Source organism: Pseudomonas sp. Sample_22, assembly GCF_004307635.1.
GTDB lineage: Bacteria > Pseudomonadota > Gammaproteobacteria > Pseudomonadales > Pseudomonadaceae > Aquipseudomonas.
In genome coordinates this window covers 1-21,523 of record NZ_RCNY01000042.1, presented here as the reverse complement: position 1 = coordinate 21,523, position 21,523 = coordinate 1, and the positions used below count along the sequence as shown (strand labels likewise).

21 protein-coding genes are annotated in these 21,523 nt (G+C 60.0%); 18 read left to right on the top strand and 3 right to left on the bottom strand.

Annotated features, from left to right (window positions below; all coding sequences use genetic code 11):
- Nucleotides 1–106 precede the first annotated feature (106 nt).
- From D8U73_RS10635 to D8U73_RS10605, 7 genes are all read left to right on the top strand, one after another.
- Complete coding sequence (locus D8U73_RS10635) at nucleotides 107–1,111, top strand: substrate-binding domain-containing protein (RefSeq protein WP_056855921.1); 1,005 nt, start codon at nucleotides 107–109, stop codon at nucleotides 1,109–1,111.
- 65 nt (nucleotides 1,112–1,176) lie between these two features.
- The gene (gene araG / locus D8U73_RS10630) at nucleotides 1,177–2,718 is read left to right on the top strand and encodes an L-arabinose ABC transporter ATP-binding protein AraG (RefSeq protein WP_130904423.1); all 1,542 of its coding nucleotides are present in this window, start codon (nucleotides 1,177–1,179) and stop codon (nucleotides 2,716–2,718) included.
- Between the two features lie 12 nt (nucleotides 2,719–2,730).
- The gene (araH, locus tag D8U73_RS10625; protein WP_056856300.1) at nucleotides 2,731–3,699 is read left to right on the top strand and encodes an L-arabinose ABC transporter permease AraH; all 969 of its coding nucleotides are present in this window, start codon (nucleotides 2,731–2,733) and stop codon (nucleotides 3,697–3,699) included.
- 284 nt (nucleotides 3,700–3,983) lie between these two features.
- Complete coding sequence (locus tag D8U73_RS10620; protein WP_056855918.1) at nucleotides 3,984–4,697, top strand: GntR family transcriptional regulator; 714 nt, start codon at nucleotides 3,984–3,986, stop codon at nucleotides 4,695–4,697.
- On the top strand, nucleotides 4,694–5,692 hold the full coding sequence (locus D8U73_RS10615; RefSeq protein ID WP_130904422.1) for an ADP-ribosylglycohydrolase family protein: 999 nt from the start codon (nucleotides 4,694–4,696) through the stop codon (nucleotides 5,690–5,692). Before D8U73_RS10620 ends, D8U73_RS10615 begins: the two co-directional genes overlap by 4 nt.
- Before the next feature lie 216 nt (nucleotides 5,693–5,908).
- On the top strand, nucleotides 5,909–7,375 hold the full coding sequence (locus tag D8U73_RS10610; RefSeq protein ID WP_130904421.1) for a cytosine permease: 1,467 nt from the start codon (nucleotides 5,909–5,911) through the stop codon (nucleotides 7,373–7,375).
- Nucleotides 7,368–8,297, top strand: coding sequence for a PfkB family carbohydrate kinase (locus tag D8U73_RS10605; RefSeq protein WP_056855915.1), 930 nt, complete (start codon nucleotides 7,368–7,370; stop codon nucleotides 8,295–8,297). The genes D8U73_RS10610 and D8U73_RS10605 overlap by 8 nt, the downstream gene beginning before the upstream one ends.
- 45 nt (nucleotides 8,298–8,342) lie before the next feature.
- On the opposite strand, the gene D8U73_RS10600 is transcribed toward D8U73_RS10605, so the two are convergent.
- Both D8U73_RS10600 and D8U73_RS10595 read right to left on the bottom strand, forming a co-directional pair.
- Nucleotides 8,343–8,597, bottom strand: coding sequence for a hypothetical protein (locus D8U73_RS10600; protein ID WP_130904420.1), 255 nt, complete (start codon nucleotides 8,595–8,597; stop codon nucleotides 8,343–8,345).
- Nucleotides 8,598–8,637: 40 nt separating this feature from the next.
- Nucleotides 8,638–8,976 (bottom strand): hypothetical protein, encoded by a 339-nt coding sequence (locus D8U73_RS10595; RefSeq protein ID WP_130904419.1) that lies wholly within the window; start codon nucleotides 8,974–8,976, stop codon nucleotides 8,638–8,640.
- Nucleotides 8,977–9,138: 162 nt separating this feature from the next.
- On the opposite strand from D8U73_RS10595, the gene D8U73_RS10590 reads away from it, so the two are divergent.
- The 6 genes from D8U73_RS10590 to D8U73_RS10565 all read left to right on the top strand — a co-directional run bounded on the left by D8U73_RS10590 (nucleotide 9,139) and on the right by D8U73_RS10565 (nucleotide 15,040).
- Nucleotides 9,139–9,621 carry a GNAT family N-acetyltransferase gene (locus D8U73_RS10590; protein ID WP_056855912.1) on the top strand — a complete coding sequence of 161 codons (483 nt, stop codon included), beginning with the start codon at nucleotides 9,139–9,141 and terminating at the stop codon, nucleotides 9,619–9,621.
- A 244-nt stretch (nucleotides 9,622–9,865) separates the two neighbouring features.
- The gene (locus tag D8U73_RS10585) at nucleotides 9,866–10,858 is read left to right on the top strand and encodes a 2-dehydro-3-deoxygalactonokinase (RefSeq protein ID WP_056855911.1); all 993 of its coding nucleotides are present in this window, start codon (nucleotides 9,866–9,868) and stop codon (nucleotides 10,856–10,858) included.
- 19 nt (nucleotides 10,859–10,877) lie between these two features.
- Nucleotides 10,878–11,498 carry a 2-dehydro-3-deoxy-6-phosphogalactonate aldolase gene (locus D8U73_RS10580; RefSeq protein WP_056855910.1) on the top strand — a complete coding sequence of 207 codons (621 nt, stop codon included), beginning with the start codon at nucleotides 10,878–10,880 and terminating at the stop codon, nucleotides 11,496–11,498.
- Nucleotides 11,499–11,546: 48 nt separating this feature from the next.
- The gene (gene dgoD, locus D8U73_RS10575) at nucleotides 11,547–12,695 is read left to right on the top strand and encodes a galactonate dehydratase (protein ID WP_056855909.1); all 1,149 of its coding nucleotides are present in this window, start codon (nucleotides 11,547–11,549) and stop codon (nucleotides 12,693–12,695) included.
- 170 nt (nucleotides 12,696–12,865) lie between these two features.
- On the top strand, nucleotides 12,866–14,176 hold the full coding sequence (locus D8U73_RS10570) for an MFS transporter (RefSeq protein WP_056855908.1): 1,311 nt from the start codon (nucleotides 12,866–12,868) through the stop codon (nucleotides 14,174–14,176).
- Nucleotides 14,177–14,236: 60 nt separating this feature from the next.
- Nucleotides 14,237–15,040, top strand: a complete 804-nt coding sequence (locus D8U73_RS10565; protein WP_056855907.1) for an IclR family transcriptional regulator — start codon at nucleotides 14,237–14,239, stop codon at nucleotides 15,038–15,040.
- Nucleotides 15,041–15,218: 178 nt separating this feature from the next.
- Here the strand turns inward: D8U73_RS10565 and D8U73_RS10555 are convergent, their stop codons facing one another.
- Nucleotides 15,219–16,883 (bottom strand): electron transfer flavoprotein-ubiquinone oxidoreductase, encoded by a 1,665-nt coding sequence (locus tag D8U73_RS10555; RefSeq protein WP_056855906.1) that lies wholly within the window; start codon nucleotides 16,881–16,883, stop codon nucleotides 15,219–15,221.
- Between the two features lie 548 nt (nucleotides 16,884–17,431).
- Between D8U73_RS10555 and D8U73_RS10550 the strand changes: the two genes are divergently transcribed.
- From D8U73_RS10550 to D8U73_RS10530, 5 genes are all read left to right on the top strand, one after another.
- The gene (locus tag D8U73_RS10550; RefSeq protein WP_130904417.1) at nucleotides 17,432–18,181 is read left to right on the top strand and encodes an electron transfer flavoprotein subunit beta/FixA family protein; all 750 of its coding nucleotides are present in this window, start codon (nucleotides 17,432–17,434) and stop codon (nucleotides 18,179–18,181) included.
- Nucleotides 18,182–19,111, top strand: coding sequence for an FAD-binding protein (locus D8U73_RS10545; protein ID WP_116579999.1), 930 nt, complete (start codon nucleotides 18,182–18,184; stop codon nucleotides 19,109–19,111).
- A gap of 211 nt (nucleotides 19,112–19,322) precedes the next feature.
- A complete protein-coding gene (locus D8U73_RS10540) occupies nucleotides 19,323–20,150 on the top strand; it encodes a transporter substrate-binding domain-containing protein (protein WP_056856492.1) in 828 nt (275 codons plus the stop codon).
- A 9-nt stretch (nucleotides 20,151–20,159) separates the two neighbouring features.
- Nucleotides 20,160–20,516, top strand: coding sequence for a DUF4398 domain-containing protein (locus tag D8U73_RS10535; RefSeq protein WP_056856491.1), 357 nt, complete (start codon nucleotides 20,160–20,162; stop codon nucleotides 20,514–20,516).
- Nucleotides 20,513–21,325, top strand: a complete 813-nt coding sequence (locus tag D8U73_RS10530) for an OmpA family protein (protein WP_130904416.1) — start codon at nucleotides 20,513–20,515, stop codon at nucleotides 21,323–21,325. Before D8U73_RS10535 ends, D8U73_RS10530 begins: the two co-directional genes overlap by 4 nt.
- Nucleotides 21,326–21,523: the final 198 nt, after the last annotated feature.

Below are 21,523 nucleotides of genomic sequence, written 5' to 3'. Positions count from 1 at the left end.
ATTACGCCTGAAATCCAATCATCATACGATATGACTATTAGTAGTACGGCTACACCGCCTTATGGCTTTCAAAGAACGCTCAAGAAAAATAACAAGGAGTCAGCTTATGAATCGTCGTCATGCCATCCGAACCCTGTGCTGTGCCGCCCTGGCGGTTTCGGCGGTCAGCCTGAGCAGCACGCTGCTGGCGGCTGAAGAGGTGAAAATCGGATTTCTGGTCAAGCAAGCGGAGGAGCCCTGGTTCCAGACGGAATGGGCGTTTGCCGAAAAGGCCGGCAAGGACAAGGGCTTTACCCTGATCAAAATCGCCGTGCCGGACGGCGAGAAAACCCTGTCGGCCATCGACAGCCTGGCGGCCAACGGCGCCAAGGGTTTCGTGATCTGCCCGCCGGATGTGTCACTCGGTCCTGCAATCATGGCCAAGGCCAAGCTCAACGGCCTGAAAGTGATTGCTGTGGATGACCGCTTTGTCGATGCCAGCGGCAAGTTCATGGAAGAGGTGCCGTACCTCGGCATGGCCGCCTTTGAAGTTGGCCAGAAGCAGGGCAGCGCCATGGCCACCGAGGCGAAAAAACGCGGCTGGGAATGGAAAGACACCTACGCGGTGATCAACACCTACAACGAACTCGACACCGGCAAGAAACGCACCGACGGTTCGGTCAAGGCGCTGGAAGATGCCGGCATGCCAAAAGACCATATCCTGTTCGCCGCCCTGAAAACCCTCGACGTACCGGGCAGCATGGACGCTACCAACTCGGCGCTGGTGAAACTGCCGGGCGCGGCGAAAAACCTGATCATCGGTGGCATGAACGACAACACCGTGCTCGGCGGCGTGCGTGCCACGGAAGCCGCCGGCTTTACCGCAGCGAACGTGATCGGCATCGGCATCAATGGCACCGACGCCATCGGCGAACTGAAAAAGCCCAACAGCGGCTTCTTCGGTTCGATGCTGCCGAGCCCGCACATCGAAGGCTACAACACCGCCAGCATGATGTACGAGTGGGTCACCACCGGCAAAGAGCCGCCGAAATACACGGCGATGGACGACGTAACGCTGATCACCCGCGACAACTTCAAGCAGGAACTGGAAAAGATCGGCCTGTGGAATTGAAGGCTGGTTGATTTCATCGGCGGCCTCGGCAACGGGGCCGCCCGTTCTGTGTGAAGAGGTGGGCTATGCACGCGCAAACACAAATACAACACAATGCAGGCGGCAGCTTGCGCTTCAACGGGATCGGCAAGACCTTTCCCGGGGTGAAGGCGCTGGACAACATCAACTTCGTCGCTCATCCGGGGCAGGTTCACGCCTTGATGGGCGAGAACGGCGCCGGCAAGTCGACGCTGCTTAAAATTCTCGGCGGCGCTTACATCCCCAGCAGCGGCAATCTGCAGATCGGCGAGCAGACGATGGCATTCAAATCCACCGCCGACAGCATCGGCAGTGGCGTCGCGGTGATCCACCAGGAGCTGCACCTGGTGCCGGAAATGACCGTGGCGGAAAACCTGTTTCTCGGACATTTGCCGGCCAGTTTCGGCCTGATCAATCGCAGCACGTTGCGTCAGCAGGCATTGGCCTGTCTCAAGGGCCTGGCCGACGAAATCGACCCGCAGCAGAAGGTCGGGCGGTTGTCGCTTGGCCAGCGGCAACTGGTGGAAATCGCCAAGGCGCTGTCCCGTGGCGCCCATGTCATAGCTTTTGACGAACCCACCAGCAGCCTGTCGGCGCGGGAGATCGATCGCTTGATGGCGATCATCGGCCGCCTGCGCGATGAAGGCAAAGTGGTGCTTTACGTTTCTCATCGCATGGAAGAAGTGTTCCGTATCTGCAACGCGGTGACGGTGTTCAAGGACGGCCGTTACGTGCGTACTTTCGAAGACATGCGCGAGCTGACCCACGATCACCTGGTCACGTGCATGGTCGGTCGCGACATCCAAGACATCTACGATTATCGCCCGCGCCCGCGTGGCGCGGTGGCGTTGAAGGTTGACGGCCTGCTCGGCCCGGGTCTGCGCGAACCGGTGAGCTTCGAAGCGCACAAAGGCGAGATCCTCGGGTTGTTCGGCCTGGTTGGGGCGGGGCGCACGGAGTTGTTCCGGATGCTCAGCGGCCTGGAACGCAACACGGCAGGGCGCCTGGAGTTACGCGGTCATGAGCTGAAACTGCGCTCGCCCCGCGACGCGATTTCGGCGGGGATTCTGCTGTGTCCCGAAGACCGCAAGAAGGAGGGCATCATGCCGCTCTCCAGTGTTGCCGAGAACATCAATATCAGTGCACGCGGCGCCCATTCCACCTTCGGTTGCCTGTTGCGCGGCCTGTGGGAAAAGGGCAATGCCGACAAGCAGATCAAGGCGCTGAAAGTGAAGACGCCGAGCGCAGCACAGAAAATCATGTACCTGTCCGGCGGCAATCAACAGAAGGCCATTCTCGGCCGCTGGCTGTCGATGCCGATGAAAGTCCTGCTGCTCGACGAGCCGACCCGTGGCATCGACATCGGCGCCAAGGCCGAGATCTACCAGATCATCCATAACCTGGCGGCGGACGGTATTTCGGTGATCGTGGTGTCCAGCGACCTGATGGAAGTGATGGGCATTTCCGACCGCATCCTGGTGCTGTGCGAAGGCGCGCTGCGTGGCGAACTGAGCCGCGAACAGGCCAATGAATCCAACTTGCTGCAACTGGCTTTGCCGCGCCAACGCGCTGACGGCGTGGCGAACTGAGAGGTGACTATGATGACAACCCAAAACGAAACCCTGCCGACTGCGCGCAAACCCCTGGACTTGCGGCGCTTTCTCGATGACTGGGTGATGCTGCTGGCGGCCGTAGGGATCTTCGTGCTCTGCACTTTGCTGATCGACAACTTTCTTTCGCCACTGAACATGCGCGGGTTGGGGCTGGCGATTTCAACGACCGGGATCGCGGCGTGCACCATGTTGTATTGCCTGGCGTCCGGGCACTTCGACCTGTCGGTGGGATCGGTGATCGCCTGCGCCGGGGTGGTTGCGGCGGTGGTTATGCGCGACACCGACAGCGTGTTGCTGGGCGTCGGCGCGGCGTTGGTGATGGGCCTGATCGTGGGCTTGATCAACGGTATCGTGATTGCCAAGCTGCGGGTCAATGCGTTGATCACCACGCTTGCAACGATGCAGATCGTCCGCGGCCTGGCGTACATCTTTGCCAACGGCAAAGCGGTGGGCGTTTCCCAGGAGTCGTTCTTCGTCTTTGGTAACGGCCAACTGTTCGGCGTGCCGGTGCCGATCCTGATCACGATCGTCTGCTTCCTGTTCTTCGGCTGGTTGCTCAACTACACCACCTATGGCCGCAATACCATGGCCATCGGCGGGAACCAGGAAGCGGCGCTGCTGGCCGGGGTCAACGTTGACCGGACCAAGATCATCATCTTCGCCGTGCACGGTGTAATCGGTGCGTTGGCCGGCGTAATCCTCGCCTCGCGCATGACCTCCGGTCAGCCGATGATCGGCCAGGGTTTCGAGCTGACGGTGATTTCTGCGTGTGTGCTGGGTGGGGTTTCGTTGAGTGGCGGGATTGGCATGATCCGGCACGTGATCGCCGGGGTGCTGATTCTGGCAATCATCGAGAACGCGATGAACCTGAAGAACATCGACACCTTTTACCAGTACGTGATCCGCGGCTCGATCCTGTTGCTGGCGGTGGTGATCGACCGTCTCAAACAGCGCTAACCCCTCAGCTGATCGTTCCCACGCAGAGCGTGGGAACGATCATCACAGTGCTGATTCCTTTGTAGTAGAGAGCTTTTGTGGCGAGGGAGCTTGCTCCCGCTGGGCAGCGAAGCGGCCCCACAAGCGCTTGTCGCGGTGAGTCTGGTAGACCGCACCTTTCCGGGCTTACGACTGTTGCGCAGCCGAGCGGGAGCAAGCTCTCTCGCCACGGTTCTGTGATCCTTCCGTCTGGATCGATAAATTTTCCTTGCCCGCCCGAACCGGTTTCGGTTATCAATTTGTACATGATTAGACAGGTTCGATTTGACAAGAAACAACGGGTGGTCGACGAACTCATCCGGCGCATCGAAAGCGGCCTCCTTGAGGACGGCTTTCAGTTGCCGGGCGAGCATCAGTTGGCTCAAGAATTCAAAGTCAGCCGCGGCACTTTGCGTGAAGCCCTGGCCGAATTGAAACGGCGCAATTACATCGCGACGCAAAGCGGGGTGGGTTCCATCGTCACCTTTGACGGTGTGGTCCTCGACCAGCGCAGCGGCTGGGCCCAAGCCCTGGCCGATAGCGGAGCGCTGGTCAATACCGAGGTGCTGCGGCTGGAGGCGGTGACTCGCCCCGACCTGCTGTCGCGGTTCGGCACTGACCAATTCATCACGCTCGACCGTCGCCGCCGTTCCAACGACGGTACGCTGGTTTCCCTCGAACGCTCGCTGATGCCCGCCACCGGAGGCCTGGAAAGCCTGCCGCGGGTCGGTCTGATCGACAATTCCCTGACCATCACCCTGGCTGCCTATGGCTACATCGGTGAGCGTGGCGATCAATGGATCGGCGCCGAACCATTGAATGAACTGGATGCCGAGTTGCTGGGGCGCCCGGTCGGCACGGTCTTTCTCAAGGCGCTGCGTACAACTTACGACCGACAGAACCGCTTCATGGAGCAAGTGGAAAGTTTGCTCGACCCTGTGCATTTCCGTCTGCACCTGCAATTTGGAACGTCGAAATGACTGCGCTCAACCGTGCCTTGGGCGCGTTCTACGGTCTGGCTTTGGGCGATGCCCTGGGCATGCCGACGCAATCGTTGAGTCGTGCTGCAATCCAGGCGCGTTTTGGCCAAATCACTGACCTTGAAGATGCCGGCCCAGATCAACCGATCGCCGCCAACATGCCCAAAGGCTCGATCACCGATGACACCGAACAGGCTATCCTGGTCGGCCAGTTGCTGATCGAGGGCGAAGGTCGCATCGAACCGTCGGTGCTTGCCCAGCGCTTGATCGATTGGGAAGCGGTGATGCAGGCCAAGGGCTCGCAGGATCTGCTCGGTCCTTCGACCAAGCGCGCCATCGAGATGATCCTCGCGGGTCATTCACCGGAAGAGGCGGGGCGCTACGGCACCACCAATGGCGCGGCGATGCGCATTACGCCGGTCGGGATCTCGGCGGATGTTGTCGATCCGCAGCGTTTCATTGAAGCGGTCGTGCAGGCCTGCCAGGTCACCCACAACACCACGCTGGGGATTTCCAGCGCGGCGGCGGTGGCGGCGGTGGTGTCCGCCGGGATCAATGGCATGGACCTGGGCGAAGCATTGAACCTCGGTCAGCAAATCGCCCAGCAAGCAGAAACCCATGGTCACTGGGTCGCCGGCGGACGCATTGCCTCGCGCATCAGTTGGGCGCGGAGCATCAGCGTTGACAGCGACAAAGCGCTGCTGGCGGATCTGATGTACGACGTGATCGGTACGTCGGTGGCTTCGCAGGAGTCGGTGGTGGTGTCGTTTGCCCTGGCCCAGCAGGTGGCCATCGGCGAAATGAATGCCTTCGAAGCGTTGTGCATGGCCGCCAGCCTTGGCGGTGACACCGACACCATCGCAGCGATTCTCGGCGCGATGCTTGGGGCCTGCCTGGGCCTTGAGAGTTGGCCGGTCGAGATGATCGACAAGGTCAAGGTCGTCAATGATCTGGAGCTTGAGCCTTTGGTGCAAGGGCTGCTGGTTCTGCGCTGATTTTTGGATCAAGCCAATATTCTGTGGCGAGGGAGCTTGCTCCCGCTCGGCTGCGCAGCAGTCGTAAACGCTGACGACTCGGTGTGCCTGCTTCACTACTGTCGCAGGTTTGGGGCCGCTTCGCGGCCCAGCGGGAGCAAGCTCCCTCGCCACAGGGCTGTAGTGTCGATATCCGATTTGCCCACAACCACAAAAATGGCAACAGGAGCATTTTTCATGAGTTCATCAAACGCCGGGCAAAGTGCCGGGCAACTGGAAACCCGCGGCATCGAACCAGTGCCGGAATCCGAGTGCAATGGTCATCCGTTGCAACTGTTCTGGGTCTGGTTTGCCGCCAACATTTCCATCCTCGGCCTGCCATTGGGTGCGACCCTCGTGGCCTTTCGCGGTTTGGCGATCTGGCAGGCAATCATCGTTGCGATCCTCGGCGCCGCCGGTTCATTTGCGGTGGTCGGCATCATCTCGATCGCCGGTCGTCGCGGCCGCGCACCGAGCCTGACCTTGTCGCGAGCGATCTTCGGCGTGCGCGGCAATATCGGCCCGACCCTGGTTTCGCTGATGTCGCGGCTGGGCTGGGAAACCGTCAACACCACCACCGCCGCGTTCGTGCTGCTCTCACTGTGCTCGATCCTGTTCGGCTCGCCGGTGGAAGCGAAAAGTGCGCCTGCGCTGACGCTGCTGTTCATCGCGATTTTCGTCTTGTTGACCTTGTCGGTGTCCGGCCTCGGTCATGCGACGTTGCTGGTCATTCAGAAATGGGCGACCTACGTCTTCGGCGCGCTGAATATTCTGGTCGGCGGCTTCCTCTGCGCCACCATCGACTGGAGCGCGGTGTTCAACGCTACGCCTGCGCCGATCAGCGCGATGATCATCGGCATCGGCACCATGGCGGCCGGCACCGGGATCGGTTGGGCCAATGCCGGTGCGGACATGTCGCGCTATCAGCACCGCAGCGTCAAAGCCGTACGCCTGGTGGCTTCGGCGGCATTCGGTGCGGGGATTCCGCTGGTGCTGCTGATCACCCTCGGCGGCCTGTTGTCGGTGGGCAACAATGACCTGGCCCAGGCTACTGACCCGATCATCGCGATCCGCGACATGCTGCCGACCTGGATGGCCGTGCCGTACCTGATCACTGCGTTTGGTGGCTTGCTGCTGTCGAACAATCTGTCGGTGTATTCCGCCGGTTTGACCACGCTGACGCTCGGGCTCAAGGTCAAGCGCGTCTACGCCGTGGTGGTCGACATCGTCGCGATCTTTGCTGGCTCGATTTACTTCATGCTGATCGCCGACAGTTTCTACGGCCCGTTCATTACCTTCATTTCTTTGCTGGCGGTGCCGATCACGGCATGGGTCGGGATCTTTGTGGTCGACCTGATTCATCGGCATTACTACAGCCCCAAGGACTTGCTGGATGTCAGCCCGAGCAGCGCCTATTGGTATCGCGGCGGTGTGGAATGGCGCGCATTCAGCGCGTGGGCCATCGCCATCGTGCTCGGTTTCAGCTTCACCACCATCGGCACCACGGCAGAAAATGTCTGGTTCAAGGGCTTCCTGTCCGACTCGTGGCTGGGGCACAACGGCCTCGGCTGGATCGTGACTTTTGTCGTGGCTGGCGGGATTTATTTTGTACTCGGTGGGGCGAAAGACCGTCGCGCCGCGCTTACCGAGAATGCTCATGCCTAAGATGCTGCACACCGGCCAGGTCATCATCGACCTGGTGATGGCCGTGGATAAATTGCCGCAAGCAGGGGGTGACGTATTAGCGCAATCCGCCAGTTTCGAAGCCGGCGGCGGGTTTAATGTAATGGCCGCCGCGCAGCGCAACGGATTGCCGGTGGTGTACCTCGGGCGACACGGCACCGGGCGTTTCGGTGATCTGGCCCGCGACGCCATGAGCGCGGAAGGCATCCGTATCGGCATTACAGATCCGGCCGAACGTGATACCGGGTTGTGCGTCGCGATTACGGACGCCTCGGCCGAGCGTAGTTTCGTGTCCTACATCGGCGCCGAAGGCGAATTGAGCGCCGAGGATTTGGCCAGTGTCCCGGCCGAGGCGGGCGATTTTGTCTACGTCAGCGGCTACAGCCTGCTGCATGTGGGCAAGGCGCAACCGTTGGTGGACTGGGTGCTTGCGCTGCCGAAAGGTGTCAACGTGGTGTTCGATCCGGGGCCACTGGTGGATTCACCTGATGAGCCGCTGATGCAGGCGTTGCTGCCGCGCATCGACGTGTGGACCAGCAACAGCGTCGAAGCACTGAAGATTACCGGCGCTGCGGATATTGCTCAGGCACTGGATCGACTGGTCGGCTATCTACCGCAGGATGTGCTGATGGTGGTGCGTGATGGGCCGAATGGCTGCTGGATCAACCAGGGTTCCGAGCACAGGCATGTGCCGGGATTCAAGGTCGAGGCCGTGGACAGCAACGGTGCCGGTGATGCTCATGCGGGAGTGTTCATCGCCGGATTGGCCCAGGGGTTGGACGCACAGGAGGCGGCGCGTCGGGCCAATGCGGCGGCGGCATTGGCGGTCACACGCTGGGGGCCTGCGACGTCGCCCGGGTCTACAGAGGTGGATGCGTTGATCCGTAATACTTTCGGCGGCTGATCCGTCGCGATCGCCAGCAGGCTAGCTGCTGGCGATCGGAGTCATTCAGACATCCAGTTTGCGTGCGGCCTCAACGCCAGCGGCGCTGAGTTTGATCGGCAGGTTCAACGAGTGTTCGCCGGCTTCGTTGCACTGCACATTGCCGTGCTGGATCAAGCCGCGGTCCTGCAATTCGGCAAGGGTGCTGGCCACGACTTTCTCCCCCCGGTAATTGTCCAGGACCTCCTTGCCCAGTCCGCTTGGATGGGCGTGCAGCAGGCGGGTGAGGACTTCTTTTTCCAGGTTTTTATCGACGTTCATGGTTACCTCTTCATGGCGATGGGTAGGTCTTGCGGCGAACTTACTGGCTCACTCCACCTTCGGAGCCTGAGCCACCGGTGGTGGTTTTCGAGCCAACGCCGGGGCCGGCGTTGTCGGGTGTCTTGGTGTCCGGCAGGTTCAGGCCGCCCTGGCGGCCCATATCGTTGCCTTGAGTCCGTGGGTCAGTACCCGTGGACGGCGGCAGGCTGTCGTCGACGCCCGTACCGTTGGTGTTCATGCCGGGGGCGCTTTGGATGGCGGGAGCCTTGGGCGGTTCGACCGGATTGGTCGGGCCGGTGCCGGACGCGGTGGTCGCAGCGACAGCGAACGGGGAGAGCAGGGCAGCAAAGGCTAGAGCGGGCAGCCTGGACATGATCATGGTGGTGTCTCCATTGATTTAGAGTCCTTACCTGATGTTGGTCCGCCCCTGTTTCTGATTGGTGCCTGATGAACGACGAACGGTTCAGCCCGGTTGCGATGTCTCGCCACAAATCACTCACCGACTTAGTATGGCGTTTTCCACTTTTGACAAGGCACGTCCATGACGATCGAAATCCGCCCGGCGACCCCCAGCGATGCGCCGCAAATTCTCGCGTTCATCACTGAACTGGCCGACTACGAACGTGCCCGCCATGAAGTCATCGCCAGCGTCGCCGACATCGAGCGCAGTCTGTTCAGCGAAGGCGCAACGGCCCATGGTCTGATCTGCCTGCGCGATGGCTTGCCGATCGGCTTCGCGGTGTTCTTCTTCAGCTACTCCACGTGGCTGGGCAGCAACTGCCTGTACCTCGAAGACCTCTACATCACCCCTGAGCAGCGTGGTGGCGGGGCGGGCAAGACGTTGTTGCGCCATCTGGCCAAAATCGCCTGTGCCAATGACTGCGGCCGTTTTGAGTGGAGCGTGCTGGAGTGGAACACCCCCGCCATCGATTTCTACAAATCCCTGGGTGCGCAGCCGCAGGAGGAATGGGTTCGCTATCGGATGGATGGGAAGGTGTTGAGAGAGTTCGCCGAAGGTAATTGAACCGCTCTCTGTAGGCGCGAGCCTGCTCGCGAAAAAATCGCAAACACCACAGGGTTTCAGGTTTCCCCCATTATCGTTGACGACCATCGCCAGCAGGCTGGCTCCTACAGGAGGCTGTCGCAGGCGATGGTTTTTTTTTGGAGTTGTTCCAATATATGGGATTGATATTTATATATTGAGATTTACCTGTGCCAAGGTTTATAGTCCCGCTCACTCACTGCCAAAAAACAAAACAGGTGAAGCGATGCTGGCGCAATTGATCGCGCTCGATTGGGGGACAACCTCATTACGTGCTTACAAACTTGCCGAAGGCGGCCAGGTCCTTGAACAGCGCTCGCTGTCGTCGGGGATCATGCAGTTGCCCAAGGCGCCGCGACTCATCAACGGTCGTGAATGCACCGACGGTTTTGAACTGGCTTTTGACGAGGCTTGCGGCGACTGGCTCGATGCTCAGCCAGATTTGCCAGTGATAGCCTGCGGGATGGTCGGCAGCGCCCAGGGCTGGCGTGAAGCGGCCTACTGCGATACGCCGGCGAATGTCGCCAATCTCGGAACTTCCCTGCAAACCGTGCGCAGTCTGCGCGGTGTCGATGTACATATTGTGCCGGGCGTGATTCAACGCTCGCGCCTGCCAAACGTGATGCGTGGCGAAGAAACCCAGGTACTCGGTGTTCTGCAAACGCTGGCGGACGAGGCGGGCGCCGGACTGTTGATCGGCCTGCCAGGCAGCCATTCAAAATGGGTGGAAGTCACCGATGGCTGCATCGTGCACTTCGATACCTTCATGACCGGTGAAGTCTTCGCCGTACTCAGCGAACACAGCATCCTGGGGCGCACCCAACAGCGCGGCGGCGCGTTTGATGGCGCTGCGTTCGATCGCGGGGTGCAGGTCGCGTTGTCGGCGGACGGTGAGATCGGCGTGCTGTCGACTTTGTTCAGCGCCCGCAGCCTCGGATTGACCGGCGAGCTGAGCGCTGCAGCGCAACCGGATTATCTGTCCGGCCTGTTGATCGGCCATGAGCTGTCGGCCCTGGCCAATGCTCAACGGCGTCGTCGCAACAGCGTGCATCTGCCATCAATCATCCTCATCGGCAATTCCCAACTCTGCACTCGTTATAGCCGCGCCCTCGACGCTTGCGGCTTTGCCCGAGTGTCCCTGGCCGAGCAGGCCACCGAACGCGGGTTGTGGCAAGTGGCGCTGGCCGCCGGCCTGATCCGGCCCAACCCAATCCGTTAAACCTGACTGGAGTCCTGACATGCTCAAACAAGCACTGGCGCAAAACGGTCTGATCGCGATCCTGCGCGGCCTGCATCCGCAAGAAGCGGCCGCCATCGGGGAAGTCCTGTACGCCGCCGGTTTCCGGGTTATCGAGGTCCCGCTCAACTCTCCTGTGCCGTACGAAAGCATCCGTATCCTGCGCGATACCTTGCCCGCCGATTGCCTGATCGGTGCGGGGACAGTGCTGACCGCGGAACAGGTCGAGCAGGTGAAAGCGGCGGGCGGGCAGGTGATCGTCATGCCCCACAGCGACCCGAAAGTCCTGCGCGCAGCGAAATCAGCCGGGCTGTACCTGTCACCGGGCGTCGCTACACCGACCGAAGCGTTCGCGGCACTGGCTGAAGGCGCGGACGTGCTGAAAATGTTCCCGGCCGAGCAGATGGGGCCGGCAGTCGTCAAAGCCTGGCTCGCGGTGCTGCCGGCCGGAACCGTCCTGTTGCCCGTCGGCGGGATTACCCCGGACAACATGCAGGCGTTCATCGACGCGGGCGTCAAAGGTTTCGGCCTCGGTTCGGGCCTGTTCAAACCGGGCATGACCCCGGAGCAAGTGGCGGCCAATGCCAAGGCCTATGTCACTGCCTGGAAAGCCCTTCGCTAAGACTTTTTTGGCGCTGCGAGCGCTGCATCTAACAAGAGAGACAATCAGATGAAAATCACCAAACTGACCACTTTCATCGTTCCACCGCGCTGGTGCTTCCTCAAGGTTGAAACCGACGAGGGCGTGACCGGCTGGGGCGAGCCCGTGGTCGAAGGTCGTGCTCACACGGTGGCGGCTGCCGTTGAAGAATTGTCCGATTACCTGATCGGCAAGGATCCGCGCAACATCGAAGACATCTGGACCGTGCTCTATCGCGGCGGTTTTTACCGGGGCGGGGCGATTCACATGAGTGCCCTGGCCGGTATCGATCAGGCGTTGTGGGACATCAAGGGCAAGGCGCTGGGCGTGTCGGTCAGCGATCTGCTGGGTGGCCAGGTTCGGGACAAGATCCGCGTGTATTCGTGGATCGGTGGTGACCGTCCGGCAGACACCGCGCGAGCAGCCAAGGAAGCGGTCAGCCGTGGTTTCACTGCAGTGAAAATGAACGGCACCGAAGAGCTGCAATTTCTCGACACCTTCGAGAAAGTCGACCTGGCCCTGGCCAATGTCGCCGCCGTGCGTGACGCGGTCGGCCCGAACGTCGGCATCGGCGTCGACTTCCATGGCCGCGTGCACAAGCCGATGGCCAAGGTACTGATGAAGGAGCTTGATCCGTACAAGCTGATGTTCATCGAAGAGCCGGTGCTCAGCGAAAACTACGAAGCGCTGAAGGAACTGGCACCGCTGACCAGCACGCCGATTGCCCTCGGCGAGCGGCTGTTCTCACGCTGGGATTTCAAGCGTGTGCTCAGCGAAGGCTACGTTGACATCATCCAGCCGGATGCATCCCATGCTGGCGGCATCACCGAAACCCGCAAGATCGCCAACATGGCCGAGGCCTACGACGTGGCGCTGGCGCTGCATTGCCCGCTCGGCCCGATTGCCCTGGCGGCGTGCCTGCAACTGGACGCTGTTTGCTACAACGCGTTCATCCAGGAACAAAGCCTGGGCATCCATTACAACGAGAGCAACGACCTGCTCGACTACATCAAAGACCCACGGGTGTTCGACTACGACAAAGGCTTCGTGAAGATCCCCAATGGCCCGGGCCTGGGCATCGAGATCAACGAGGAATACGTGATCGAACGCGCCGCCGTCGGTCACCGCTGGCGCAACCCGATCTGGCGCCATGCCGATGGCAGTTTCGCCGAGTGGTGATCACCTCCTGAATCACCAGTAAACCTGTGGGAGCTGGCTTGCCAGCGATGACGGCCGCACATTCAACAGTGATGTGACAGATCCACCGCTATCGCTGGCAAGCCAGCTCCCACAGGGTTCAGTGCAAGGCCACAGGCCGACCTCAATAAACATAAAAAGAGGCACTCCCCATGCAACCGCAAACCCTTACCGGGCAGGCGTCGTTGGCGGCGCCCAGCCGCAAGCGTTTTTTCATCATGGTGCTGCTGTTCATCACCGTAGTGATCAACTACCTGGACCGCAGCAACCTGTCGATTGCCGCTCCGGCGCTGACCAGCGACCTGGGCATCGATCCGATTCACGTCGGCCTGATTTTCTCCGCGTTCGGCTGGACCTACGCCGCCATGCAAATCCCCGGCGGCTGGCTGGTGGACCGGGTACCGCCGCGAATCCTCTACACCGCCGCTTTGCTGCTGTGGTCGATTGCCACGGTGATGCTCGGGTTCGCTGGCAGCTTCATTGCGCTGTTCGTCCTGCGCATGGCCGTCGGTGCTCTCGAAGCACCGGCCTATCCGATCAACAGCCGCGTGGTCACCACCTGGTTCCCCGAGCGCGAACGCGCCACGGCCATCGGCTTCTACACCTCGGGACAGTTTGTCGGCCTGGCATTCCTGACGCCAGTGCTGGCCTGGCTCCAGCATGAATTCGGCTGGCACATGGTGTTCGTCACCACAGGTGCAGTGGGCATTCTCTGGGCGGTGATCTGGTACGCGGTGTATCGCGAACCACGGGATTTCAAAGGCGCCAACCAGGCTGAAATCGATCTGATCCGCGAAGGCGGCGGGCTGGTGGATATCCAGGCCGAACAAGCCAAGGTCAAGGCCAAATTCAGTTGGGCCGACCTTGGTATTGTCTTGAGCAAGCGCAAACTCTGGGGCATTTACCTTGGCCAGTTCTGCCTCAATTCGACGTTGTGGTTTTTCCTGACGTGGTTCCCGACCTACCTGGTGAAATATCGCGGCATGGACTTCATCAAGTCCGGTCTGTTGGCATCGCTGCCTTTTCTGGCGGCGTTCGTCGGCGTGTTGTGTTCCGGTTTCTTCTCCGACTTTTTGATCCGCCGTGGCTACAGCGTCGGTTTCGCCCGCAAGTTGCCAATCATCAGTGGCCTGCTGATTTCCACGTCGATCATCGGCGCCAACTTCGTCGAATCGACGCCGCTGGTGATTGCGTTCCTGGCATTGGCCTTTTTCGGCAACGGTCTGGCTTCGATCACCTGGTCGCTGGTGTCGACGCTGGCGCCGGCCCGCTTGCTGGGATTGACCGGTGGCGTGTTCAACTTCATCGGCAACCTGTCGGCCATCGCCACGCCTATCGTGATCGGCTTCCTCGCCAGCGGTGATTCCTTTGCTCCGGCGATCACCTACATTTCGGTACTGGCATTGATGGGAGCGCTGTCCTACATCTTGCTGGTGGGCAAGGTCGAGCGTATCAAGTTGTAGTCGTGCCATCCGGGCGACCATAATGCCGCCCGTTCACTCGCTCAACGGTAAAGGCTGGATATGCAGGAAGACGCCCCAAAAATCGCCAAGGACGCCGCACCGACCGGCACCCAGACACTGCTTCGCGGTTTGGGTGTGGTCCAGGCCGTGGCCAGCGGCGCCCGCGATCTCAAGGAAATCGCCCGCTTGATTGGCACCACGCGCAGCACCACTCATCGCCTGGCCAGTTGCCTGGTGGACGAGCGTTACCTGCGGGTGGTGCCGCAAGTCGGATATCTGTTGGGGCCGAAGCTGATCGAGCTGGGATTCCAGGCGCGCGAAGAGTTGCCGCTGGTGACCCTGGCCGGGCCGTATCTGGATGAGTTGTCGGCTTTGACCGGCGACACCATTCACCTGGCGATCCGTGAAGGCGACGAGGTGTTGTACCTGCACAAGAATCCGGGGCGCAACGGCCCGGAAATGCGCTCGCGGGTCGGCCACCGCATGCCGTTGGCGCGCACCGGGATCGGCAAGGCGCTGATGCTCGATGATTCGCCGCAAGAGTGGCAGCGCCTGTACGAAGTCAGCCTGCCGGTGGGTGGAAAAAACCAGTTCTGGCCGCAGCACCCGGAGCAATCCTGGGAGCAGTTCCAGCAGCGCATGATCGAGTACGTGGCCGGTGGTTATGCCTTCGACCTGGAAGACAACGAACCGTCGATCCGCTGCGTGGCCGCGCCGATTCGTGATGCCAGCAAACGCATCGTCGCCGGCATCAGCATTGCCAGCACCGTCCCCTACATGCCGCTGGAAAAAATGGCCGAGCTGATTCCTCTGATCAAAGGCGTTACAGCGCGGCTGTCGGCGGAGCTTGGCCTCAAGGTTTAAACACATTCCCCCTGTAGGAGCGGGCTTGCCCGCGATAGCGGTGGGTCAGTCGACGGCAATGTTGAATGATGAACCGTCATCGCTGGCAAGCCAGCTCCCACAGGGAGTGGTGTTATGCCCTGGATCGCAGGCAACAAAAAGGCCCCCGTTTCGGGAGCCTTGATGTTCGCGGTTCGGCTTACATGTTCGGGTAAGTCGGGCCGCCAGCGCCTTCCGGTGTCACCCAGGTGATGTTCTGTGCAGGGTCCTTGATGTCGCAGGTCTTGCAGTGAACGCAGTTCTGGGCGTTGATCTGGAAGCGCTTCTCGCCGTCTTCCTTGGTGATCACTTCGTACACGCCGGCCGGGCAGTAACGCTGGGCAGGCTCATCGTACAGCGGCAGGTTCTTGCTGATCGGGATGCTCGGATCGGTCAGCTTCAGGTGGCACGGTTGTTCTTCTTCATGGTTGGTGCCAGAGATGAACACCGAGCTCAGTTTGTCGAAGCTGATCTTGCCGTCCGGTTTCGGGTAGTCGATCTTCTTGCAGTCGGCCGCCAGCTTGAGGCACGCATAATCCGGCTTGGTGTCGTGCAGGGTGAACGGCAGTTTGCCACCGAAAATGTTCTGGTCCAGCCAGTTGAAACCACCGCCGACAATAGCGCCGAACTTGTGGATCGCCGGGCCGAAGTTACGGCTGGCGAACAGTTCTTCGTGCAGCCAGCTGTTCTTGAACGCATCCACGTAAGTGGTCAGCTCTTCGGTGCCGTCCTTGTCGGCGAACAGGGCGTCCGCCACGGATTCCGCCGCGAGCATGCCGGACTTCATCGCCGTGTGGCTGCCTTTGATCTTGGCGAAGTTCAGGGTGCCGAGGTCGCAACCGATCAGCGCACCGCCCTTGAAGACCATTTTCGGCAGCGAGTTCAGGCCGCCCTTGCAGATCGCACGCGCGCCGTAACTGATGCGCTTGCCGCCTTCCAGGTACTGCTTGAGCACCGGGTGATGCTTGAGGCGCTGGAACTCGTCGAACGGCGACAGGAAGGTGTTGCTGTAGGAAAGATCGACGATCAGGCCAACGACCACCTGGTTGTTTTCCAGGTGATAGAGGAAGGAGCCACCGGTGTTTTCGGTGCCCATGATGTCCATCGGCCAACCGGCGGTGTGCACCACCAGGCCTGGCTGGTGCTTGGCCGGGTCGACTTCCCAGATTTCTTTCAGGCCGATGCCGTAGTGCTGGGCGTCGGCATCGCTGTCCAGATTGAAACGCTTGATCAGTTGCTTGCCGATGTGGCCACGGCAGCCTTCGGCGAACAGCGTGTATTTGCCACGCAGTTCCATGCCCGGGGTGTACAGGCCTTCTTTGGGCTGACCTTCGCGGTCAACGCCCAGGTCACCGGTGATGATCCCGCGAACCACGCCGTTTTCATCGAACAATGCTTCCTGAGCGGCGAAGCCCGGGTAGATTTCCACCCCGAGGTTCTCGGCCTGCTGGGCCAGCCAGCGGCACAGGTTGCCCAGGGAGATGATGTAGTTGCCTTCGTTGTGCATGGTCTTGGGCACAAAGAAGTCAGGAATTTTCTGCGCGCTTTCAGCGTTCTTGAGAACGAAGATGTCGTCGCGGGTGACGGGCGTGTTCAGCGGCGCGCCGAGTTCTTTCCAGTCCGGGAACAGTTCGTTCAGGGCGCGTGGTTCAAACACGGCACCGGAGAGAATGTGAGCACCGACTTCGGAGCCTTTTTCGACCACGCAGACGCTGATTTCCTTACCGGCTTGCGCAGCCTTCTGCTTCAAGCGGCAGGCGGCGGAAAGACCAGCGGGGCCGGCACCGACGATGACCACGTCGAATTCCATGTATTCGCGTTCCACAGGCTATCTCCTACTCAAGGCTCAACAGTTTTTTTCTAATTTTGGAGGTTAGGTGTCGCATCCTTGAATCCCGGCGTAACGTCGGGAGAGGACAATCGAGTGACCACCTTTCTCTTTGGGTGGCGCATTATATCTACACCACTCTCAGGGTCCAATACAAACGTTTGTTTGAAATGGCTCAAACCCAGAGAAATCAAAGTCACGCGGCTTATGAACGGCTATTTTGCCGTATTGACCGGAATAGGTGTTCCGGTCAAGATACGGGCGGTTTTGCGCTCGCCGTAGGCTGAATGTTGGTTTCAAGAGCACCTCTAAAGACAGGGCGATGGCCTGGGCAAGTGATGCGCCGCGCGGGTTTGGCGCGCAGTTTACACGCCGCGATATTGAATGACTCGTCAGTCACTGCTGACGAACGGTCATCTACATCGTGAGCGATGCTCACTTGACACTTTTGCCGGCGTTTTTGGAGGTGCCCTTGCGCCCGATGAGCATCAACCGCCAGGTTCGCCTAGGCGACTTTCTTTTCACCGGAGAGTAACGAGGAATCCATGAAGGTTCTTGTAGCTGTCAAACGCGTTGTGGATTACAACGTCAAGGTTCGCGTCAAGGCGGACAATTCCGGCGTCGATCTTGCCAACGTCAAGATGTCGATGAACCCATTCTGCGAGATCGCCGTGGAAGAAGCCGTACGCCTGAAAGAGAAGGGTGTTGCGACTGAAATCGTCGTCGTCTCCGTCGGCCCGTCCACCGCTCAGGAGCAACTGCGCACCGCGCTGGCTCTGGGTGCCGACCGTGCCATCCTCGTCGAATCCGCCGAAGATCTGACTTCCCTGGCTGTTGCCAAACTGTTGAAAGCGGTTGTCGACAAGGAACAGCCTCAGCTGGTGATCCTTGGCAAGCAAGCGATTGACAGCGACAACAACCAGACTGGCCAGATGCTCGCTGCATTGAGCGGCTACGGTCAGGGCACGTTCGCTTCGAAAGTCGAAATCAGCGGCGACACAGTTGCCGTGACTCGCGAAATCGACGGCGGCGCGCAGACTGTTTCCCTGAAACTGCCAGCGATCGTCACCACCGACCTGCGTTTGAACGAGCCGCGCTACGCGTCCCTGCCAAACATCATGAAAGCCAAGAAGAAGCCTCTCGAGACGCTGACTCCGGACGCTTTGGGCGTTTCCACCGCCTCCACCAACAAGACCCTGAAAGTCGAAGCGCCTGCTGCACGCAGCGCGGGTATCAAGGTCAAGTCGGTGGCTGAACTGGTCGAGAAACTGAAAAACGAAGCGAAGGTAATCTAAATGACTATCTTGGTTATTGCTGAACACGACAACAAAGTGCTGGCCCCGGCCACGCTGAACACCGTTGCTGCCGCTGCCAAAATCGGCGGCGACATCCACGTGCTGGTTGCAGGCCAAGGCGCTGGCGCCGTGGCTGAAGCCGCTGCGAAAATCGCAGGCGTGAGCAAAGTCCTGAACGCTGACAACGCTGCTTACGCGCATCAGCTGCCGGAAAACGTCGCGCCACTGGTTGCTGAACTGGGCAAGGGCTACAGCCACATCCTGGCTGCCGCCACTTCCAATGGCAAAAACATCCTGCCGCGCGTTGCCGCTGCACTGGACGTTGACCAGATCTCCGAGATCATCTCGGTAGAAAGCGCTGACACCTTCAAGCGTCCGATCTACGCCGGTAACGCCATCGCGACCGTTCAATCGAACGCTGCGGTCAAGGTCATCACCGTGCGTGCCACCGGTTTCGACCCGGTTGCCGCTGAGGGTGGTTCGGCTGCCGTTGAAGCGGTTGCTGCTGCTCACGACGCTGGCATCTCCAGCTTCGTCGGCGAAGAACTGGCCAAGTCCGATCGTCCGGAACTGACCGCTGCCAAGATCGTCGTTTCCGGCGGCCGCGGCATGCAGAACGGCGACAACTTCAAACACCTGTACGCCCTGGCCGACAAGCTGGGCGCTGCCGTTGGTGCTTCGCGCGCCGCGGTCGACGCAGGTTTCGTACCCAACGACATGCAGGTCGGCCAGACCGGCAAGATCGTTGCGCCACAGCTGTACATCGCCGTCGGTATCTCCGGCGCGATCCAGCACCTGGCCGGCATGAAAGACTCCAAAGTGATCGTTGCGATCAACAAGGACGAAGAAGCGCCGATCTTCCAGGTGGCCGATTACGGTCTGGTGGCGGACTTGTTCGAAGCCATCCCTGAGCTGGAGAAGCTGGTCTAATCCGGCCGCTTCACTTATAAAGAGCCCGACCGTTTGGTCGGGCTTTTTTTTGTATTTTTGCCCTGTAGAAGCGAACCTGTCGAATCGTCGCACCGTCGCGATGGACGTCAACGATGACGTGGTGATCCTGGATACACGCGGTGCATTTGAGACCATCGCGAGCGGGCTCGCTCCTACAGGATATAAACGGTCTTAACCGGAGTGCATTGCCATGGATCTGCGTCTCGCGTGGAGTTTGCTGGGTTTGGCGCTGTTGCCCACGCTGTCCGTAGCAGCAGGCAAGTGCGAGCGCCTGGTTGTGACCGGTAGCCCCGATGCGCCGCCGTATCTGTGGCAAGACCCGGAAAACCCCAAGCATCTGATCGGCGCAAGTGTCGATCTTTTGCAGCAAGTGGCAGGGGAGTTGGGCATCAAGGTCGAGGTGCTTTACGCCGGCAAACGTTCACAGGCGCTGGATGAAGTTCGCAGTGGTCGCATGGATATGCTGGCCGACGCTCCATTGACAGTCAGTGAACTGGAGTCCCTGGATTACATTCATCCACCCTTGCTGGAAAACGATTATCTGGTCTGGACCCGCAAAGATTCGCCACTGGTCTACAACGACGTGCAGGACCTGCAAGGGCATCCTGGCGCTTTGTCGGAAAAGTCTCGCTTGACCCAGGCTTTTGGCACATTTGCCGAGCAGAAATTGACGCTTACCCGCACAGCCAATTTGACTCAGGCCTTTCAGAAACTACTGCTGGGCGAGGTGGAATTTGTCCTGGCCGGACGTTACTCCGGCATGGCGATGGCGCAGACATTGGGCATGGCCAACGACCTGATCGGCCGAGCGCAACCGGTCGACAGACCCGGGCTGTTTCTGGCGGTTTCCCATAACTCGGCATGCAACGATCCCTGGTTGCGCGGACAGCTGGCCAAAAAGATGACAGAATTGCCCGCGTCCGGGCTGACGGAGGCTGTGCTGTTGCGCAATATCGAGCGCTGGAACGCTCAACGTTCTCAACGGCAGAAACAACCTGTCAGCGCCCCAAAACTGTAGGGATTTTTAGTGAGTATTCGACCTCTTTTCGCTGCCCTGGCCATTCTGGCTCTGGCGGGTTGTGCAGCCGATCCGGCGCCGAATGAACAAATGCGCCTCACCGAACAGGCGCTCGAACAAGCCAAGGCTGTGGGCGCAACGGCCGACGACGTGCCGGAAATGAAACTGGCGCAAGACAAGTTCAAGCGAGCCAAGGGCAGCATGGACGACCAGTCCTACAAGAATGCGCGGATGCGGGCCGAGCAGGCCGAGCTGGATGCGCGTCTGGCTGAGGCTCGGGTCTTGACCCTCAAGAGCGAGGAACAGTTGGACGTACTCAACACCCGCATCACTCGTCTGCGCAAGCAGTTGGGAGATGCCCAATGAACCTCAAGTCAACAGTGCTCGGTGGTTTGATTCTGGCTGGATGCGCGAGCCTCTACGGTTGCGCCGGTCAGCACAGCGAGGCGGCGTTGCAGCAGGCCGGTAGCGATTTCCAGAAGGTCAAGGAAGACTCCAATGTGCTGCGAATCGCGCCCAAGGATGTGATTCGTGCCGGTGAATCCCTGGCACGTGCCGACCGTCTGTCCACTTACTGGGGCAGTGGTTCTGACGTGGTGCATTACGCGTATCTGAGCCAGCGCTACAGCGAAATTGCCCGCGAGCACACCAATCAGGTGCTTAACGAAGAGCGTGCAGCCAAGCTCGAACTGGAGCGTCAGCGTCTGCAATTGGCCTTGCGCGAATCCAAGCTGCTCAGTGTGCAGCAGCAGGGCAAATGGCTTGAAGAGCAGATCGTGGCCTTGGCCACGACGCAGACTGACCGTGGCCTGGTGATGACCCTGGGCGATGTGCTGTTCGATACCGGTCAGGCAGAGCTGAAGAGCTCCGCCAACCGCGTAGTGTTGAAGATCGTGCAGTTCCTGCAGCTCAACCCAAAACGCGTCGTACGCATCGAAGGCTATGCCGACAGTACCGGCGGCAAACAGGAAAACCTCAAGCTGTCCCGTGACCGTGCGCAATCGGTCGCTGATGTGTTGATGGACCTGGGCATCGATGACAAACGGATCAAAGTCGAAGGTTATGGCGATGAATACCCGGTAGATGCGAACGCCTCCGAAAGGGGCCGTGCGCAGAACCGCAGGGTGGAAATTGTGTTCTCCGACGAAAAGGGCCAGCTCGGCGCCGCCCGCTAAAGGGTTGCGTTACTGGAAAGCCCGGCCTGCCAGACAGCGCCGGGTTTTTTTATGCCTGCCAGATACCCCGCAAAAACAGTACAGTTTTTGCTGACACTGCACTGTACTGTCGACTATTGTGACAACTGTCCCAGTACACTTCCAAACTGTTCCGGTATTGTTTCACACAAGAATAAAATGCCCGTGAAATCGAGTGCT

Excerpts from the sequence above, each read along its gene's own strand:
- D8U73_RS10620 (WP_056855918.1), top strand. The coding sequence starts at position 3,984 with ATGATTAGACAGGTTCGATTTGACAAGAAACAACGGGTGGTCGACGAA.
- D8U73_RS10605 (WP_056855915.1), top strand. The coding sequence starts at position 7,368 with ATGCCTAAGATGCTGCACACCGGCCAGGTCATCATCGACCTGGTGATG.
- araG (WP_130904423.1), top strand. The coding sequence starts at position 1,177 with ATGCACGCGCAAACACAAATACAACACAATGCAGGCGGCAGCTTGCGC.
- araH (WP_056856300.1), top strand. The coding sequence starts at position 2,731 with ATGACAACCCAAAACGAAACCCTGCCGACTGCGCGCAAACCCCTGGAC.
- D8U73_RS10610 (WP_130904421.1), top strand. The coding sequence starts at position 5,909 with ATGAGTTCATCAAACGCCGGGCAAAGTGCCGGGCAACTGGAAACCCGC.
- D8U73_RS10580 (WP_056855910.1), top strand. The coding sequence starts at position 10,878 with ATGCTCAAACAAGCACTGGCGCAAAACGGTCTGATCGCGATCCTGCGC.
- D8U73_RS10600 (WP_130904420.1), bottom strand. The coding sequence starts at position 8,597 with ATGAACGTCGATAAAAACCTGGAAAAAGAAGTCCTCACCCGCCTGCTG.
- D8U73_RS10570 (WP_056855908.1), top strand. The coding sequence starts at position 12,866 with ATGCAACCGCAAACCCTTACCGGGCAGGCGTCGTTGGCGGCGCCCAGC.
- D8U73_RS10585 (WP_056855911.1), top strand. The coding sequence starts at position 9,866 with ATGCTGGCGCAATTGATCGCGCTCGATTGGGGGACAACCTCATTACGT.
- D8U73_RS10595 (WP_130904419.1), bottom strand. The coding sequence starts at position 8,976 with ATGATCATGTCCAGGCTGCCCGCTCTAGCCTTTGCTGCCCTGCTCTCC.
- D8U73_RS10540 (WP_056856492.1), top strand. The coding sequence starts at position 19,323 with ATGGATCTGCGTCTCGCGTGGAGTTTGCTGGGTTTGGCGCTGTTGCCC.
- D8U73_RS10545 (WP_116579999.1), top strand. The coding sequence starts at position 18,182 with ATGACTATCTTGGTTATTGCTGAACACGACAACAAAGTGCTGGCCCCG.
- D8U73_RS10565 (WP_056855907.1), top strand. The coding sequence starts at position 14,237 with ATGCAGGAAGACGCCCCAAAAATCGCCAAGGACGCCGCACCGACCGGC.
- D8U73_RS10615 (WP_130904422.1), top strand. The coding sequence starts at position 4,694 with ATGACTGCGCTCAACCGTGCCTTGGGCGCGTTCTACGGTCTGGCTTTG.
- D8U73_RS10550 (WP_130904417.1), top strand. The coding sequence starts at position 17,432 with ATGAAGGTTCTTGTAGCTGTCAAACGCGTTGTGGATTACAACGTCAAG.
- D8U73_RS10530 (WP_130904416.1), top strand. The coding sequence starts at position 20,513 with ATGAACCTCAAGTCAACAGTGCTCGGTGGTTTGATTCTGGCTGGATGC.
- D8U73_RS10635 (WP_056855921.1), top strand. The coding sequence starts at position 107 with ATGAATCGTCGTCATGCCATCCGAACCCTGTGCTGTGCCGCCCTGGCG.
- D8U73_RS10590 (WP_056855912.1), top strand. The coding sequence starts at position 9,139 with ATGACGATCGAAATCCGCCCGGCGACCCCCAGCGATGCGCCGCAAATT.
- dgoD (WP_056855909.1), top strand. The coding sequence starts at position 11,547 with ATGAAAATCACCAAACTGACCACTTTCATCGTTCCACCGCGCTGGTGC.